Raw genomic sequence first — 15,071 nt, 5'->3', positions numbered from 1 at the left:
TCCCGGTGCGGGTGGTGAACGGCGCCGTACCGGCGAGGGCGGGCAGGACGCCGGAGAAGCTCAGCCGTCCTGTGCGGTAGCGGTCTCGGTCAGCCGGTGGTCCGCCACCTTCAGCGCCTCCTCGACCAGCCGCCGCAGATGACCGTGGCGCAGCGAGTACACCACCCGCCGCCCCTCCTTGCGCGTGCCCACCAGGCCGGCGAGCCGCAGCCGGGCCAGATGCTGGCTGACGGCGGGACGGGCGGCGCCGCACACCTCGGTGAGCGTGCCGACGTCGGCCTCCCCCGCGATCAGGGCATGCAGCAGGGTGAGCCGGGTGCGGTCACCGAGCAGGGCGAGGAGTTCGGCGGCGAGCGCGAACTGTTCCTCGCCCGGGGTGCGCGGGTGCGCAAGATGCGCAGGTGATAGGTGCAAGCGTGCGCTCATACGCACATAATGGCGTCGTGGGCGTCCCGTGTCCACGTCCCGCGCACCGGAGAGGGGAGCCGCATGAGCGACCGGCACCACCACGAACACGCACACGCGGACGACCGCCATCCTCACGAGCACGCACACACGGACGACCGCCGCCGCCACGAGCACGCGGGCAACCGCGGGCCCGGGGACCGCCACCGGCACGGCGACCCCGCCCACGGCCATGACCACGACCACGACCTCCAAAGCGCCCACGACCACGGCCACGACCTCGGCCGCAACCACCGGCACGGCCACTCCCACGCCCCGTCCGCCGGCCTCCGGCACCGCCTCACCCACCTCCTGACGCCGCACTCCCACGAGACGGCCGACAAGCTCGACCCCGCACTGGAGTCCTCGGCGCGGGGCATGCGCGCACTCTGGGTCTCGCTGGCCGTGCTCGGCGCGACCGCGCTCGTGCAGGCGGTCGTCGTGGTCCTGTCCGGCTCCGTCGCCCTGCTCGGGGACACGGTGCACAACGCGGCGGACGCGCTGACCGCCGTCCCGCTGGGCATCGCCTTCGTGCTCGGGCGCCGCGCGGCGAACCGCCGCTTCACCTACGGCTACGGGCGGGCCGAGGACCTCGCGGGGCTCGCGATCGTGCTGACGATCACCGCGTCGGCCGTCTTCACCGCGTGGACGGCCGTCGAACGGCTGCTGGATCCGCGTCCGGTCACGCACCTGACGGCCGTGGCGGTGGCCGCCCTCGTCGGGTTCGCCGGGAACGAGTGGGTGGCCCGGTACCGGATCCGGGTGGGCCGGGAGATCGGCTCGGCCGCGCTGGTCGCCGACGGGCTGCACGCCCGCACCGACGGGTTCACCTCACTGGCCGTGCTGCTGGGGGCCGGCGGCGCCGCCCTCGGCTGGCAACTCGCCGATCCGCTGGTGGGGTTGGCGATCACCGCGGCGATCGCCCTGGTGCTGCGGGACGCGGCGCGCGAGGTGTTCCGGCGCGTGATGGACGCGGTGGACCCGGAGCTGACCGACCGGGCCGAGCGGGCGCTGCGCGAGGTGCCGGGGGTGCGGGCGGTGGGTGAACTGCGGCTGCGCTGGATCGGGCACCGGCTGCGCGCCGAGGTGGCGGTCGTGGTCGACGGCGAGTCGACGGTACGCCAGGCGCACGCGATCGCCGTCGGAGCGGAGCACGCGCTGCTGCACGCCGTACCGAGGCTGACCGCGGCCCTGGTGCACGCGGACCCGGCACCGGTGCCCGGCCAGGCGGACCCGCACCTGGCGCTGGCGCACCACGCGCACGTCGCCTCCTAGACGCCCAGCCCCGCCAGCACCACCGCGCCCGGCAGCTCGGCGAACGCCTCGCCGGGGACGAGGAGCTTGCCGCGCCGCCGGCCGCTGCCGACCAGGACGTAGGGCAGCTCGGCCACGGCCGGGTCCACCAACAGGGGCCAGTCGCGCGGGAGTCCGATCGGGGTGATGCCGCCGTACTCCATGCCGGTCGCGCCGGTCGCGGTGTCCGCCGAGGCGAACGAGGCCTTACGGGCGCCGAGTTGGCGGCGCACCACGCCGTTGACGTCCACCTTGGTCGTGGACAGCACCAGACAGGCCGCCAGGGTGGTCTCGCCGCCTCGCCTGCCCGCCACGACCACGCAGTTGGCCGACTTGCCGAGCAGGTCGCGCCCGTAGTGCTCGACGAAGACCGCGGTGTCCGCCCACTGCGGGTCGGTCTCGACGTAGACGATCCGGTCGGCGGGCACGGCGCCGGTCCAGTGGCGCACGGCGTCGGCGACCGGCGCGGTCAGCTCGTCGAGGCAGTCGGGGGCGGGGACGGCGGTGTCGAAGTCTCCGATGGGTGCGCGCATGTCCGCACGCTAACAGCCCGGCCTGCCGGGCTCAGGGCACGGGCGGCACGGAGACCGTCATCACCATCTCCATCGGCACGTCCCCGGTGTTGCCGTACACATGCGCCGAGTTGGCCTCGAAGGAGGCGCTGGCGCCGGTCGGCACGCGGTAGTCGACCCCGTCGACGGTGAGGGTCAGTTCACCGGCGGTGACATGGACGATCTCCACCGTGCCGGACGGATGCGGCTCCGACGGGCTGCTCTCGCCGGGCATGAGCCGCCAGTCCCACATCTCCAGCGGGCCGGGCGCCTCGGTCCCCGCCAGCAGCCGGTTGAAGCTGCCGGCCTCGGTGTGCCACAGCCGTACGGCCTTCTCGACGGGGACGATCTGGACCTTCGGCCCCTGCTCGTAGTCGAGCAGGGTGGTGATGCTGATGCCGAGCGCGTCACCGATCTTGACGACGGTGCCGATGCTCGGGTTGGTGCGGGCCTGCTCGATCTGGATCAGCATGCCCCGGCTGACCCCGGCCCGGGCGGCGAGCACGTCCAGGGTGAAGCCGCGCACCGCCCGCCAGTGCTTCACGTTGCGGGCCAGGGACTGGGTCAGCAGGTCGAGGTCCGACACGTTCCGTCCATCGTCGAGAGCAGTGCGGCGGGCATGGTGGTCCACTATCTTGAATGACGCAGTTCATCTGACTGAACTACGATGGGGTGTACCTGATCGTTCACCGAACTGTACTGCGAGGCAGGCCGTGACAGCATTCTTCGCCCTGACCACCAGCCTCCTGTGGGGGCTGGCCGACTTCGGCGGCGGGCTGCTCACGCGACGCGCCCCGGCGCTCACGGTGGTCGTCGTGTCGCAGGGCCTGGCGGCGGTCGTCCTGGGTGTGATCGTGGTCGCCACGGGCGGCTGGAGCGAGGCCGGGCCCCGGCTCTGGTTCGCCTTCGCGGCCGGCCTGGTCGGACCCGTCGCGCTCTTCTCCTTCTACAAGGCCCTCGCCCTCGGCCCGATGGGGGTGGTCTCCCCGCTGGCCACGCTGAGCGTCGCCGTCCCGGTCGCAGTCGGCCTGTTCCTCGGCGAGCGGCCGGGGCTGCTCCAGGTCGCGGGCATCGCGGTCGCCGTCACCGGAGTCGTCCTGGCCGGCGGCCCGCAGCTGCGGGGCGCGCCCGTGCAGCGCCGCGCGATCCTGCTCACCCTGGTCGCCGCCGGCGGCTTCGGCACGGTGTTCGCGCTGATCACGGAGGCGTCCACCACGGTCACCGGGCTGTTCCTGGCCCTCTTCGTACAGCGGGTGACCAGCGTGGCGACGGGCGGCACGGCCCTGTGGCTGTCCGTGCGGCGGGGCGCTCCCGCACTGCCGGAGGGCGGCTTCGCCTGGTCCACGCTCCCGGCGCTGGGCTTCGTCGGACTCGCGGACGTCGCGGCCAACGGCACGTACTCGGTCGCCGCGCAGCACGGCCCGGTCACGGTCGCCGCGGTGCTCGCCTCGCTCTACCCGGTCGTCACCGCGCTCGCGGCCCGCGGCTTCCTCAGCGAACGGCTGCGCGCGATCCAGGCGGCGGGCGCCGGGCTCGCACTGGTGGGCACGCTGCTGCTGGCCACCGGCTGAACCGGCGCCCGGGCGCCGGCTCGGCCGGGCGCCGCTCAGCTCCCGGGCTCCAGATCGGCGAGCCGCGCCACGTCCGCCTCGTCCAGCTCCGCCAGCGCACGCAACTGCTCCGGCGTGGTGCCCTCCGGTATCGGCACCGGCGGGGGCGTGCGCAGCGGCGGCTGCCAGCCGTCCTCGGCCGTCCAGCGGCGTACGACCCGGGCGGGCGCGCCGGCCACCACGGCGTGGTCGGGCACCGTGCCCCGGACCACCGCACCGGCGGCCACCACCACGTTCCGGCCGATCCGCGCGCCCGGCAGGATCACCGCGCCGGTGCCGATCCAGCAGCCCGGGCCGATCTCCACGGGCTCCATGCGCGGCCACTGCCTGCCGATGGGCTCGTGCGGGTCGTCGTAGGAGTGGTTGGTGGAGGTGACGTAGACGTACGGGCCGAAGTAGCAGTCGCTGCCGATGGTGACCGTCGTGTCCGCGATGACATGGCTGCCGCGGCCGAGGACGACGCCGTCGCCGATGCGGAGGATCGGGTCGGGGCCGAGGTCGAGGTCGGGCATCAGGCCCGCGGTCAGGGTGACCTGTTCGCCGACGATGCAGTGCGAGCCGAGGTGGATCCACGGTTCGCCGAAGACCGTGCCGAGCGGGAAGGCGAGGCGGGTGGCCTCGCCGAGCGCGCCGAACCGGAGGCGGCCGGGGTGGTCGGCGGTGACGGATCCCGTGCGCTGCACCCAGGCCCAGGCGGCGTGCACGGCGCGTTGGGCGAGGCGGCGGCGCCAGGACGAGAACGTGTTCTTGGGCTTCGGCACGCAGTCACGCTACTCAGCGGGCGCCGACTTCAAGAGGGTGGGCCGCTGTGATCTTCGCCCCAGGTGGTGGCGTAGGTTGCGGGGACATCGACGACGACGGGAGACCGTGATGACGCACAAGGCGCTGATCGTGGGGATCGGCGGGCGCGAGCCGAAGATCGAGGCCGACGTGTTCGTGGCGCCCACGGCGTCGGTGATCGGGGACGTGACGCTGAAGGCCGGGGCGAGTGTCTGGTACGGCGCGGTGATCCGGGGTGACGTCGAGACGATCACCGTGGGGGCGCGGGCGAACGTGCAGGACAACGCCACGTTGCATGCGGATCCGGGGTTTCCGGTGCGTGTCGGGGAGCGGGTGTCCGTCGGGCACAACGCGGTGGTGCACGGGGCGACCGTGGAGGACGACTGCCTGATCGGGATGGGGGCGACCGTGCTGAACGGGGCCGTGATCGGAGCGGGGTCGCTGGTTGCGGCGCAGGCTCTGGTGCCGCAGGGGATGGTGGTGCCGCCGGGGTCGTTGGTGGCGGGGGTGCCGGCGAAGGTGCGGCGCGAGCTGACGGAGGAGGAGCGGGAGGGGGTGACCCTCAACGGGACCTTCTACGCGGAGTTGGCTGTGGCGCATCGCGAGGTGCATGAGTAGGTCGTGGGGCGGGTGCGGACGCGTGGGGGCTTGTCGCGCAGTTCCTCCCCCAGCCTTCGGCCGGGGGGGACCCCCAGCGCCCCTTCGGGGGCGCTTCAGTCCCCGGCGCCTACAGGCTCGGCTTCCTTCTCCGTGAGCTGGACCTTCTTGGCCTTGCGGCGGACGATCAGCATGGAGGCGAGGCCGAAGAGGACCGCCGCTGCCAGGCCCACGTACGAGAACCTCTTCAGCCAGTCCTCCGCGACGATGCCGACGTAGTAGACGACGGCCGTGGTGCCGCCCGCCCAACAGATGCCGCCCAGGAGGTTGGCGGTCAGGAACTTCCAGTACGGCATCTGCAGGACGCCGGCCAGGGGGCCCGCGAAGATGCGCAGGAGGGCGATGAAGCGGCCGACGAAGACCGCCCACATGCCCCACTTCTCGAAGGAGCGCTCGGCGGTGGCGACGTGGCCCTCGCTGAAGTGTCTCGGGAACTTTTTCCCCAGCCAGGCCAGCAGTGGGCGGCCGCCCTTGCGGCCGATCGCGTAGCCGATGGAGTCGCCGATCACCGCGCCCGCGGTCGCGCAGGCGCCGAGGACGAACGGGTTGACGCCCGAGTGCTGGGAGGAGAGCAGCGCGGCGGAGACCAGGACGATCTCGCCCGGCAGCGGGATGCCCAGGCTCTCCAGTCCGATCACCAGCGCCACCACGGCGTAGACGGCGACCGCAGGCACCGAGTCGAGCCATTCCTGCACGTGCACCGCCGGAACCTCCCCTGTCGCGTACTCCTTCCCCAGGAAGGCTACCGGGTCGGCGGGGTACCCCCGTGCCCGCGGCACCGGCCCGCCCTCCTGCCTTCGGTTTTCGGACATCCGGGTGTCATACGGGACGGGAAGGCTCCCCGGCGTCTGCTCGCCCGCGGCTCCCCACCGCAGGCCCGCCGTGGAAGGACAACGTCCCCGTGTCCTCACTCTCCTCGCTGTCGTCGTCCCGCCCCGACGCGTCCGTGCGTCCGCTGCCCGCGCCCTCCTCGTCGGCGGGCCGGCCGCTCCGGCTCGCCCTGTGTCTGTCCCCGCTGCTCATCGCGGCGGTCTGGGGGCTGACCAACCAGTCACTGCTGTACGAGGGCGTCACCCGGCTCGCCCGCGCCGAACCGGCGTGGCTGCTGGCCGCCGGCGGTTTCACCTGCCTGACCTGGGTGGTGGCCGCCTGCATGCGGCAGGGCGCCGTGACCGACCGGCTGCCGCCGGGGCTGCTGCTGGCCTCCCAGTTCGCCGCCGGCGCCGCCAACCACGCGCTGCCCGCCGGCCTCGGCGCACACGCCGTCACCGTGCGTTTCCTGCGCACCCGGGGCGTTCCCCTGGAGCGGGCCACCTCCTCGATCGCGCTGTACTCGGTGGCCAAGTCGGGCGCGAAGACCGTCGTGCTGATCGTGTTCCTGCTCTCCTCGTCCGCCTGGCGGCGGCTGGGCGAGCTGGTCCCGGACGGCGTGGTGCTGATCCCGGTCGCCGCGGTGCTCACCCTGGTGGCCGTGGCGACGGTCGTCGTACGACCGCTGCGGCGGCCGGTCACCGGGTTGGTGCGCTCGGCGCTCACCGACGCCCGGACGGTTCATGCCCGGCCCTCCCGCGTGCTGGCCCTGTGGGGCGGGGCCACCGCCATGCCGCTGGTGCAGGCGAGCGTGCTGGCCTGCACCGGGGAGGCGCTCGGGCTGGGACTGTCGTGGGGCACCGTGATCTTCGCGTACCTGGCGGCCGGCACGGCGGGGGGTGCCGTTCCGGTACCCGGCGGGGTCGCGGTGGACGCGGCGCTGGTGATCACACTGGTCGCGTTCGGCTCCCCGGTCGCGGTGGCCGCCGCGACCGTGATCGGCTACCGCGTCCTGACCGACTGGATTCCGCTGCTGCCGGGTGCTCTGGTGCTGTCGGCGATGATCCGCGCGAAGGTGCTGTGAGGCGTCAGTCGCGCCGGGCGACGATGCGGTAGGCATTGGAGACGCGGAGGCGGCGGGAGAGCGGCCGTACGGCGAAGCGGTCCAGGAGGGTGCCGGTGACCAGGGCCGGGACGCCCGCGATGAGCAGGGCGGCGCGGAGCGTCTTGCGCACGGCACCGGGCGGGGTCGGCAGCCAGGGGGCGTCCTCGCGGGGGGCGGTGTGGTCCAGGGCGAGCCAGACGGCGGCCAGCAGGTCGACCGGGTCGTGGGCCTCGGCGTGCTCTTCGGCGACGACCGTGAAGCCCAGGCCGGTGAGCCGTTCGCGCAGGTTGGCGACCGGGATGAAGTGCAGGTGCTGCGGCTGGAGCCAGGGCAGCCACCAGCGGCCGAGGAGGCGGGCGTAGCGGCTCTCGGGGTCGGGGACCTCGATGAGGAGGTGGCCGCCGGGGCGTACCGTCTCGTGGGCGGCGCGCAGTTCGCGGTCGGGATCGGTGCTGTGCTCCAGGTAGTGGAACATGCTCACCACGTCGTAGCGGGCCGCGAGTTCGGGGGCCAGGTCGGGGAAGGCCCCGCGGTAGGCGTGCTCCACACGGCCCTCACGGGCGGCGAGTTCGACGCCGTCGGTGAAGTCGAGGCCGTCGAAGGCGGTGCCGGGCAGGACCTCGCGGGCGGCCTCGCAGAAGTGGCCGTGGCCGGTGCCGACGTCGAGCCAGTTCTTCGGGGTCGCGTCGTGCGGGACCATGGACCGGGCGCGGCCCTGGTACATCTTGGTGCGGCCGCCGAAGGTGCCGCTCATCTTCTGCTCGCCGAGGCCGTCGTAGAAGTCCCGGTAGTAGAACTCCAGGCCCGTCTCGTTGAGGCGCGGGTTCTGGAAGGTGTGGCCGCACTCCGCGCAGCGGTCGAGGACGAAGGTGCCGGGCTTGTGCTGGAGCAGGTCGGTGGTGCGCAGCCGGGTGGTCAGCCGGTCGGAGGCGCACCAGGGGCAGGTGGTGCGCCGGGGTTCGAAGAAGCGGTCGGTGCCCTCGGCCAGGTCCCGCTGGTAGGCGGAGCGCAGCGCCTCGATCTCACTCTGCTTGCTCATCGGCTCTCCTTGCGTGCGGGTCGGCTGCGAGGGCTTCCAGGTGGGTCGCGGCGGCCGGCGCTCCGCCCGCCGCGCGGAACGCGGTGCGGATCCTGGCCGCCGCCGTGCGCGGGCCGGGCTCGTACAGGACGGTGTCGAGGGCCTCGCCCAGCCGCGGGGCGGTGACCCGGCCGAACCGGACCCGCAGGCCCGCCCCCGAGGCGACCACCTGCCCGGCGATCACCGGCTGGTCGTCGCGGATGGGGGCGACGACCAGCGGGACGCCGTGCCACAGGGCCTCGCAGACCGTGTTGTGCCCGGCATGACAGACGACCGCGTCGACCCTTTCCAGGAGCGGGAGTTGGGGCAGCGACGGCAGGATGAGGATGTCCTTGTCGTCGGCGGCGGGGGGCAGGGTGCCGCCCGGGTCGGCGACCAGCGCCTGGACCCGGTCGGCCCGTTCGCGTACGGCGGCCACGCACTCGGCCAGGAACCGCCCGCCCACGTCCGCGTTGGCGGTGCCGAGGGAGACGAGGACCCGCTCCCGGCTCGGGTCCAGCCACTCCCAGGGGAACCCGTCGGCGACCGGCCGCTCGGAGATCGACGGGCCGACGTAACGGACGGCCGGCCGGTCGGTGGGGCCTGCCAGTTCGGATGTGGTGAAGGCCAGGGTGAGCTGCGGCGAGAAGCGCGGATGCCGTCGTAGGCGCCGCCGAACTCGGCCGAGGTGGTCGCCGAGGTCGCCCAGGGCAGTCCGAGCCGCTCGGCCACCAGGGCCCCCGCGAAGGCCTGTTGGTCGGCGACCACCGCGTCGGGGCGGAACTCGTCGGCGGCCGCCCGCACGCCGGGCGCCATGGCGTCCGCCAGGGGCACCAGGAACCACTCCCAGAGGAACTTCAGCGCCTCCGCGCCGCGCAGGTCGGCGGGCCGCTCCCCCTCGGCGGTCCCCGCGCACGGGAACACCAGCGCCTGCGGCCCGGCGAGCCGGTGCACCAGCCCGGCGTCCGCACAGACCCAGGCCACCCGGTGCCCGCGCGCGGCGAGTTCGGCCGCGACGCCGACGGCCGGGTTGATGTGGCCGACCAGGGGCGGTACGACGAACAGGAAGCCGCTCACCGGGCCCCGGCCCGTACGTCGCCGCTGACCGAGTGGATCAGCTCCAGGATGTGTCCGCCGACCGTGCCGGCCGCCTCGACCAGCACGGAGTGCTCGTGCCCGGGCAGCACCACCGACCGGTAGTCCGCCAGCAGCGCCTCCTTCAGCGGGACCACCTCGACCAGGTCGGAGTCCCCGCCGTACACCCCGAGCACCGGGCAGCGTACGGCGCTGATCTGGTCCTCCGTCAGGACCCGGCTGGCGGGGATGTCCCGGCCGAGGCTGGTCTCGCGGGCGAGCCGGGCCGCGCCCCTGGCCAGCCGGGCGGTGTTGTGGCTGCGGTTGGCGGTGATCCAGGCGATCGCGTCCGACTCGTTGTGGGCGAGTTCGGTGACCACCCGGTGCAGGATGGCGCCGAGCTTCGCGGCCCAGGCGGCGGTCGCCGGTTCGGACTCGATCAGGGTCAGGCTGGCGGCGCGCTCCGGGTGGCGGGCCGCGTAGCCGAAGGCGATGGTGCCGCCGTAGGAGTTGCCGACGAGGTGGACCGGGCCGGTGATCGACAGGTGGTCGAGCAGGGCCTCCAGGTCGTCGATGTTGTGGTCGAGGGTGTAGCCGCCGGACGGGCGGGCGCTGCGGCCGTGGCCGCGCAGGTCGTACATGACCACGTCGAGGCCGGAGGCGGCGAAGGCGGGGGCCACGGTGAAGTAGTAACTGGCGAGGCTGTCGGTGAGCAGCCCGTGGACGAGGACCACGGTGGCGAGGGGGGTACGGCCCTCCCCCGGGCCCATTCTCTGTACGTGCAGCCGGATGTCCCCGGCGTCGACGATCGCCATGGCTCAGCCCGCCTCCGTGGCCTTCAGGCTCCACACCACGTACTCGACGAGCCGGCCGACGGTCAGCTCGATGATCTCGTCGAACTCCATCCCGGCCAGGAACTCGGCGAAGTTGACCCGCTTCCCGTACCGCTCCTCCAGGAGCCCGGCCAGGGTGACCAGGTCGATGCTCTCCAGCTCCAGGTCGCGGTTGAAGGTGGTGCTCATGGCGATCTCGGCGTCGTCGTCGCCGTACTCCTCCAGGAGGGTGCGGAGCATCCGCGCGAGGTCGGCGAGCACGGCCTCCTCGTCGGCGCGGATCTCGGGTTCGGTGGGATTCATCGCGGGTCCTCCTCGAGGTCTGCGGCTGCCGGTCCGGTGGTCCAGGCCACGACGTAGTCGCGGTCCGGCAGGGCGGGGGGATTGCGGACCGGCGCACAGTGCACCGGGTAGGCGCGTTCAAGGCGGCCCGAGACCAGCAGCCGGCTGCCGTCCGGGGCCGCCTCCAGGACCGTGAAGTCCCTTGGCCTGCCGTCGAATCCGGTGCCCTCCGCCTTGGCGACGGCCTCCTTGGCGGCCCAGAACCGCGTGAACCACAGAGCCGTCGAGCCGTCCGCGGAAAGGGTGTGCAGCAGCCGGAGTTCGTCCGTGCCGAGCGCGACCTCCATGGCCGCCGGGTCGCGTTCGGTGACCTCTTCGAGGTCGATGCCAGGACCGGGTCCGGGGGTGTGCGGACGTACGATCGCCACCGCCGCCTCGGCCCGGTGGGCGAGCGAGACGTCCAGCGCGGGCAGGGTGCGGCCGTGCACGCCGACCACGTACGGGCGGCCCAAGTCGTCGTTGCGGACCCGGAGTTCGGCCGGGAAGACCGGGCCCTCGCCGTGCTGCCAGAGCCACTGGCGTACCGCGTCCTTGGCGGCGATCCGGCCCAGCAGCCACTGCCGGCGACCGCGGGGCGGGTGCTCGGCGTACTGCGAACGCTCCGTGCCGCCGCAGGAGTTGCGCATGATCAGCTCGCGGGAGGCCAGGTCCGGCCAGCGTTCGTGGACCAGGGTCCAGCCGCCGGGCCGGGCCTCGGAGAGGGTGTTGCGCTCCGGGAAGCGCTCGACGGGTCGGGTGTGCGGGTCGTTGTCGAAGCGACGGTCCTGCCAGCCGTCGATCCGGGCCCAGACCCGGTCGCCGACGGTGAGCTCCACGTCCGCCTCCAGGACGGTGTCGGTGAGCGAGGTGATCCGCACGAGGCAGCCGACCTCGGTGCCGGGGGCGGGGTGCGGGCCGTGGAAGCGTGTCTCCCGCAGCTGCACCGGGAAGACGACGGTCCGCTCGGTGCGGGTGGACATGATCCAGTAGCCGAGCAGCTGGCCGACGTTGTCGAGCAGGGCGCCCGGGGCGGCAGGCGTGGTGATCACCCCGCGGACGTGCCGGTCACCGATCGCGGTGAGCTCGGTGACGCCCTGGAACGCCGGGCCGTGGAACATCCAGCGCTCGGCGTACAGTTCGGCGGCGGTGTGGTCGGGGATGCGCTCGGCGGCCGGGGGCCGGGCGGGACCGGCGGGCGGCGGGGCGTGGTCCGGGGCCACCTCCACGACCGCGCGTGCGGTGGGGCCGAAGGTGACCGAGACGCGGCCGGGCTGCTCGGGGGCGACCGTGACCGGGACGTCGACGGCGGGTGTGGCGGTGAGCCAGCGGTCGAAGCGGGCTCCGTGCACGGCGACCGCCCGCAGTCCCGTGGCCTCCTCGGCCGCGTCCATCATGTGCTGGACGATCGTGGTGGCGGGGACCACCGGCCAGCGGTCCTCGGTGTCGGGCCAGTCGGGGCGTTGCGGGAAGAAGCAGTGGTCGAGGAGGTGGGGCATCGTCTCCGGGGACACCTTGAGGGTGGTGGTGCGGGAGGTGGCGGCGGGGGCTCCCGGCGTCGGAGACGGGACGGTGCGCCGGGGTGCCGTGGTACGAGGGGCCGTGGTGACCGGCGAGGCGCTGATCGCGGTGAGGACGGCCGCTGCCGTGTCCGCCGTCTCCCGTAGCAGCGCGTCGAGTTCGGCGGCGGCCGGGACGCGGGCGGCGAGGTCGTCCAGCGGGGACGGCCCGGCGGGGGGCCGCCTGCTGCCCAACGCCGCGCGCAGTTCGGCGAGTTCAGGTCCGCCCAGGGACACCAGCGCGCCGCCCAGGTCGAGCCGGACGGGCGGCCGCTGCCGGGCCGGGGCGGCAGGGCCGGCCGTCCCCGGCAACGCCGGTGCGACAGCGGCCCCGGCGGTCCACAACGCCGTCGCCACGCGCCGGAGTTGGGCGAGCCCGGTGCGGTGCGGTGAGTTGGCGGCGACGGCGAGGTGGTCGCGGTCGCCGAGGGTGTCGCCGATCAGGGAGGCCAGCTGGCCGGGGCCGGTCTGGACGAAGACCCGGTGCCCGGAGGCGTACAGGGCCTCGACCAGCTGCCGGAACCGGACCGGCTCCAGCAGGTGCCGGACGAAGAGTTCGCGTACCTCCGCCTCGGCCGCCGGGAAGGGGGCCGCGGTGGTGCCGGACCAGACCGGGACCGTCGGCCGGTGCAGCCGGAAGCGCTCGGCGGCCTCCCTGATGGGGGCCAGGTACGGCTCCAGCATCGGGGTGTGGAAGCCGGACCGGAACGGGAGCACCTGACACAGCACACCGTCGGCCCGGAAGGCGCGGACGAAGTCCGCCACCGCCCGGTCCGGACCGCAGACCATCGACTGGTTCGGGGCGTTGTCGTGGGAGAGCACGATCCCGGCGCCCGTCCAGTCCGCGTGGAGTGCGGCGAGGACCCGGTCGGCGGGGGCGCCGACGGCGGCGAAGGCGAGGCCCGGGACGGTGACCGCATCGGGGTCGAACCCGGCCATGAAAGCGTCGACCTGGTCCCCCGCGTAGAGCCCGGCGGCCACCATCGCCGTCCATTCGCCGACGCTGTGCCCGGCGACCGCGTCCGGTACCACGCCCATCCGGCGCAGCGCGCTGTCGAGCAGCCGCCCCACGCCGACGACACCGAACCCATGACGGCCTACGTCCCCGACCCGCACCGCGTCGGCGGCCGGGCCGGTGACGGTGGGGAGGCCGAAATGCGCGGCGATGTCGTCGACGCGGGGAGTGAACTCGCCTTCCAGGCCCGGGAAGACGAAGGCCAGTCCGCCGGTGCGGAGCAGCGGGGCGGGCCGGAACCACACGTCGTTGCGGCCCTGCCAGGCCCGGCCCCTGCCGACCGCGCGCCGGGCGAGGGCGAGCCGTTTGGCGGTGGGGTCGACGATGCCCAGGCGGACCGGGGCCGCCTGGGGATGGGTCTCCTGCGGGTCGAGGCCGGCGGCGAGGACGGCGGAGTCGTCGGCGGCGAGGATCGCGGTCAGCCGGTCGGGGGTGTCGGCGGCGAGCAGGAGGACGCGCTCGGGTTCGGTGACCTCGACGCCTTCGGTCCTGCGGGGTGCGGTGACCGGTGTGCCGCGGCGGCTGACGGGGGCCGCGCGGCGGCCGGGGGCCTCCTCCAGTACCACGTGCGCGTTGATCCCGCCGAACCCGAAGGCGTTCACCGCGGCTCTGCGGAGCGGCTGTCCGGGGACGGTCTCCCAGGGCCGGGCCCGGTCCAGGGTGCGGAAGCGGGTGGCGGCGAGGGCCGGGTGCGGGTCGTCGCAGTGCAGGGTGGGCAGCAGGGTGGCGTGGTGGAGGGCGAGGGCGGCCTTGACCAGCCCGGCGACTCCGGCGGCCGGCATGGTGTGGCCGATCATCGACTTCACCGAGCCCAGCACCGCCCGCTCGTTCTCGTCGCCGATCGGCCCGAACACCTCGGCCAGGGTGGCCAGTTCGGCTGTGTCACCGGCCGGGGTGGCGGTGCCGTGGGCCTCCAGGAGGCCGACCGAGTGCGGGGCGGCGGGGTCCAGGCCCGCGGCCCGCCAGGCCTGGCGTACGGCATGGATCTGGCCGCCGGGGTCGGGGTTGACGAGCCCGGCCGTACGGCCGTCACTCGCGACGCCGGTGCCGCGGATCACGGCGTAGACGCGGTCGCCGTCGCGTTCGGCGTCGGCGAGGCGCTTGAGGACGACGACCCCGGTGCCCTCGCCGATGAGGATGCCGTCGGCGTCGCGGTGGAAGGGGCGGATGCGCTGGCTCGGGGAGAGCGCGCGCAGCTGGGAGAAGACGCTCCACAGGGTGATGTCGTGGCAGTGGTGCACTCCCCCGGCGAGCATCAGGTCACAACGCCCGGCGGACAGTTCGGTGACCGCCTGGTCGACGGCGACCAGGGAGGAGGCGCAGGCCGCGTCCACGGTGTAGGCGGGGCCGCGCAGGTCGAGGCGGTTGGCGATCCGGGAGGCGGCGAGGTTGGGCACCAGGCCGATCGCGGACTCGGGGCTGGCGGGGCCCAGCCGTTCGGCGAACGCCTCGCGCACCCGGGCCAGTTGACTCGGGGTCAGGTCGGGCACCAGCTCGCCCAGGGTGCGCACGAGCTGCCCCGCCGTGCGGACCCGCTGGTCGAGCCGGACCAGGCCGGGGGTGAGATAGCCGCCCCGGCCAAGCACCACGCCGATCCGGTGCCGGTCGGGCAGCCGGTCCGCGCCGCCCGCGTCGGCGATCGCCGCTGCGGCCACGTCCAGGGCGATCAGCTGGTCGGGTTCGGTGCCCGCCACGGAGTTCGGCATGATCCCGTACCGGGTGACCTCCACCTCGGCCAGCGCGTCCACGAAGCCGCCGCGCCGGCAGTACACCTGGTCGGGGACGGCGGGCCCGGACGCCGAGCCGGGCCGGTAGTAGTCCGCGTCCCAGCGCCCGGCCGGCACGTCGGTGATGGCATCCGTGCCGGTCAGCAGGTTCCGCCAATACGCGTCCAGGCCGGCGGCGCCGGGCAGCAGCACCGCCATGCCCACGATCGCGACCGGTGTCCGGCGGTCGTCGCTCATG

General features: G+C 74.1%; 13 protein-coding genes and 1 pseudogene. 4 read left to right on the top strand and 10 right to left on the bottom strand.

Translation table 11 applies throughout. The annotated features are described in order from the left end of the window. Positions 1-60: 60 nt before the first annotated feature. Positions 61-426 (bottom strand): metalloregulator ArsR/SmtB family transcription factor, encoded by a 366-nt coding sequence (locus JF597_RS16055; protein ID WP_293994788.1) that lies wholly within the window; start codon positions 424-426, stop codon positions 61-63. Between the two features lie 63 nt (positions 427-489). Between JF597_RS16055 and JF597_RS16050 the strand changes: the two genes are divergently transcribed. Further along, positions 490-1,719: a cation diffusion facilitator family transporter gene (locus JF597_RS16050; protein ID WP_293994786.1), complete on the top strand. Its 1,230-nt coding sequence runs from the start codon at positions 490-492 to the stop codon at positions 1,717-1,719. Here the strand turns inward: JF597_RS16050 and JF597_RS16045 are convergent. After that, complete coding sequence (locus JF597_RS16045; RefSeq protein ID WP_293994783.1) at positions 1,716-2,270, bottom strand: YbaK/EbsC family protein; 555 nt, start codon at positions 2,268-2,270, stop codon at positions 1,716-1,718. The two genes, JF597_RS16050 and JF597_RS16045, sit on opposite strands and share 4 nt — an antisense overlap. A gap of 31 nt (positions 2,271-2,301) precedes the next feature. Then, a complete protein-coding gene (locus JF597_RS16040; RefSeq protein ID WP_293994781.1) occupies positions 2,302-2,874 on the bottom strand; it encodes a helix-turn-helix domain-containing protein in 573 nt (190 codons plus the stop codon). 127 nt (positions 2,875-3,001) lie between these two features. Here JF597_RS16040 and JF597_RS16035 point away from each other — a divergent pair, with 127 nt between their 5' ends. Beyond that, the gene (locus JF597_RS16035) at positions 3,002-3,859 is read left to right on the top strand and encodes a DMT family transporter (protein ID WP_293994779.1); all 858 of its coding nucleotides are present in this window, start codon (positions 3,002-3,004) and stop codon (positions 3,857-3,859) included. 35 nt (positions 3,860-3,894) lie between these two features. Here the strand turns inward: JF597_RS16035 and JF597_RS16030 are convergent, their stop codons facing one another. Continuing rightward, on the bottom strand, positions 3,895-4,659 hold the full coding sequence (locus JF597_RS16030) for an acyltransferase (protein WP_293994777.1): 765 nt from the start codon (positions 4,657-4,659) through the stop codon (positions 3,895-3,897). Between the two features lie 109 nt (positions 4,660-4,768). On the opposite strand from JF597_RS16030, the gene JF597_RS16025 reads away from it, so the two are divergent. Continuing rightward, positions 4,769-5,296, top strand: a complete 528-nt coding sequence (locus tag JF597_RS16025) for a gamma carbonic anhydrase family protein (RefSeq protein WP_293994774.1) — start codon at positions 4,769-4,771, stop codon at positions 5,294-5,296. A gap of 95 nt (positions 5,297-5,391) precedes the next feature. On the opposite strand, the gene JF597_RS16020 is transcribed toward JF597_RS16025, so the two are convergent. Continuing rightward, entirely contained in the window at positions 5,392-6,036 is a 645-nt protein-coding gene (locus JF597_RS16020) for a DedA family protein (RefSeq protein ID WP_293994772.1), read from the bottom strand. A gap of 200 nt (positions 6,037-6,236) precedes the next feature. On the opposite strand from JF597_RS16020, the gene JF597_RS16015 reads away from it, so the two are divergent. Beyond that, a complete protein-coding gene (locus tag JF597_RS16015; protein WP_293994769.1) occupies positions 6,237-7,229 on the top strand; it encodes a lysylphosphatidylglycerol synthase transmembrane domain-containing protein in 993 nt (330 codons plus the stop codon). Positions 7,230-7,233: 4 nt separating this feature from the next. Here the strand turns inward: JF597_RS16015 and JF597_RS16010 are convergent, their stop codons facing one another. From JF597_RS16010 to JF597_RS15990, 5 genes and pseudogenes are all read right to left on the bottom strand, one after another. Next, entirely contained in the window at positions 7,234-8,289 is a 1,056-nt protein-coding gene (locus JF597_RS16010; RefSeq protein ID WP_293994767.1) for a class I SAM-dependent methyltransferase, read from the bottom strand. After that, positions 8,273-9,384, bottom strand: a pseudogene (locus JF597_RS16005) (glycosyltransferase). The gene JF597_RS16010 and the pseudogene JF597_RS16005 overlap by 17 nt, the downstream one beginning before the upstream one ends. After that, positions 9,381-10,196: an alpha/beta fold hydrolase gene (locus JF597_RS16000; protein WP_293994765.1), complete on the bottom strand. Its 816-nt coding sequence runs from the start codon at positions 10,194-10,196 to the stop codon at positions 9,381-9,383. Before JF597_RS16000 ends, JF597_RS16005 begins: the two are co-directional and overlap by 4 nt. Before the next feature lie 3 nt (positions 10,197-10,199). Further along, a complete protein-coding gene (locus JF597_RS15995; protein ID WP_293994763.1) occupies positions 10,200-10,517 on the bottom strand; it encodes an acyl carrier protein in 318 nt (105 codons plus the stop codon). Beyond that, a complete protein-coding gene (locus JF597_RS15990) occupies positions 10,514-15,070 on the bottom strand; it encodes a type I polyketide synthase (RefSeq protein WP_293994760.1) in 4,557 nt (1,518 codons plus the stop codon). The genes JF597_RS15995 and JF597_RS15990 overlap by 4 nt, the downstream gene beginning before the upstream one ends. Position 15,071: the final 1 nt, after the last annotated feature.

This window comes from Streptomyces sp. (assembly GCF_019510245.1).
GTDB lineage: Bacteria > Actinomycetota > Actinomycetes > Streptomycetales > Streptomycetaceae > Streptomyces.
The sequence above is the reverse complement of the archived record's forward strand: the minus strand, read 5'-3'. Positions and strand labels throughout refer to the sequence as shown.

Bases quoted from the DNA above. Each gene is read 5' to 3' on its own strand.
- JF597_RS16055 (WP_293994788.1), bottom strand. From the start codon at position 426: ATGAGCGCACGCTTGCACCTATCACCTGCGCATCTTGCGCACCCGCGC.
- JF597_RS16050 (WP_293994786.1), top strand. From the start codon at position 490: ATGAGCGACCGGCACCACCACGAACACGCACACGCGGACGACCGCCAT.
- JF597_RS16045 (WP_293994783.1), bottom strand. From the start codon at position 2,270: ATGCGCGCACCCATCGGAGACTTCGACACCGCCGTCCCCGCCCCCGAC.
- JF597_RS16025 (WP_293994774.1), top strand. From the start codon at position 4,769: ATGACGCACAAGGCGCTGATCGTGGGGATCGGCGGGCGCGAGCCGAAG.
- JF597_RS16010 (WP_293994767.1), bottom strand. From the start codon at position 8,289: ATGAGCAAGCAGAGTGAGATCGAGGCGCTGCGCTCCGCCTACCAGCGG.
- JF597_RS16000 (WP_293994765.1), bottom strand. From the start codon at position 10,196: ATGGCGATCGTCGACGCCGGGGACATCCGGCTGCACGTACAGAGAATG.
- JF597_RS15995 (WP_293994763.1), bottom strand. From the start codon at position 10,517: ATGAATCCCACCGAACCCGAGATCCGCGCCGACGAGGAGGCCGTGCTC.
- JF597_RS15990 (WP_293994760.1), bottom strand. From the start codon at position 15,070: ATGAGCGACGACCGCCGGACACCGGTCGCGATCGTGGGCATGGCGGTG.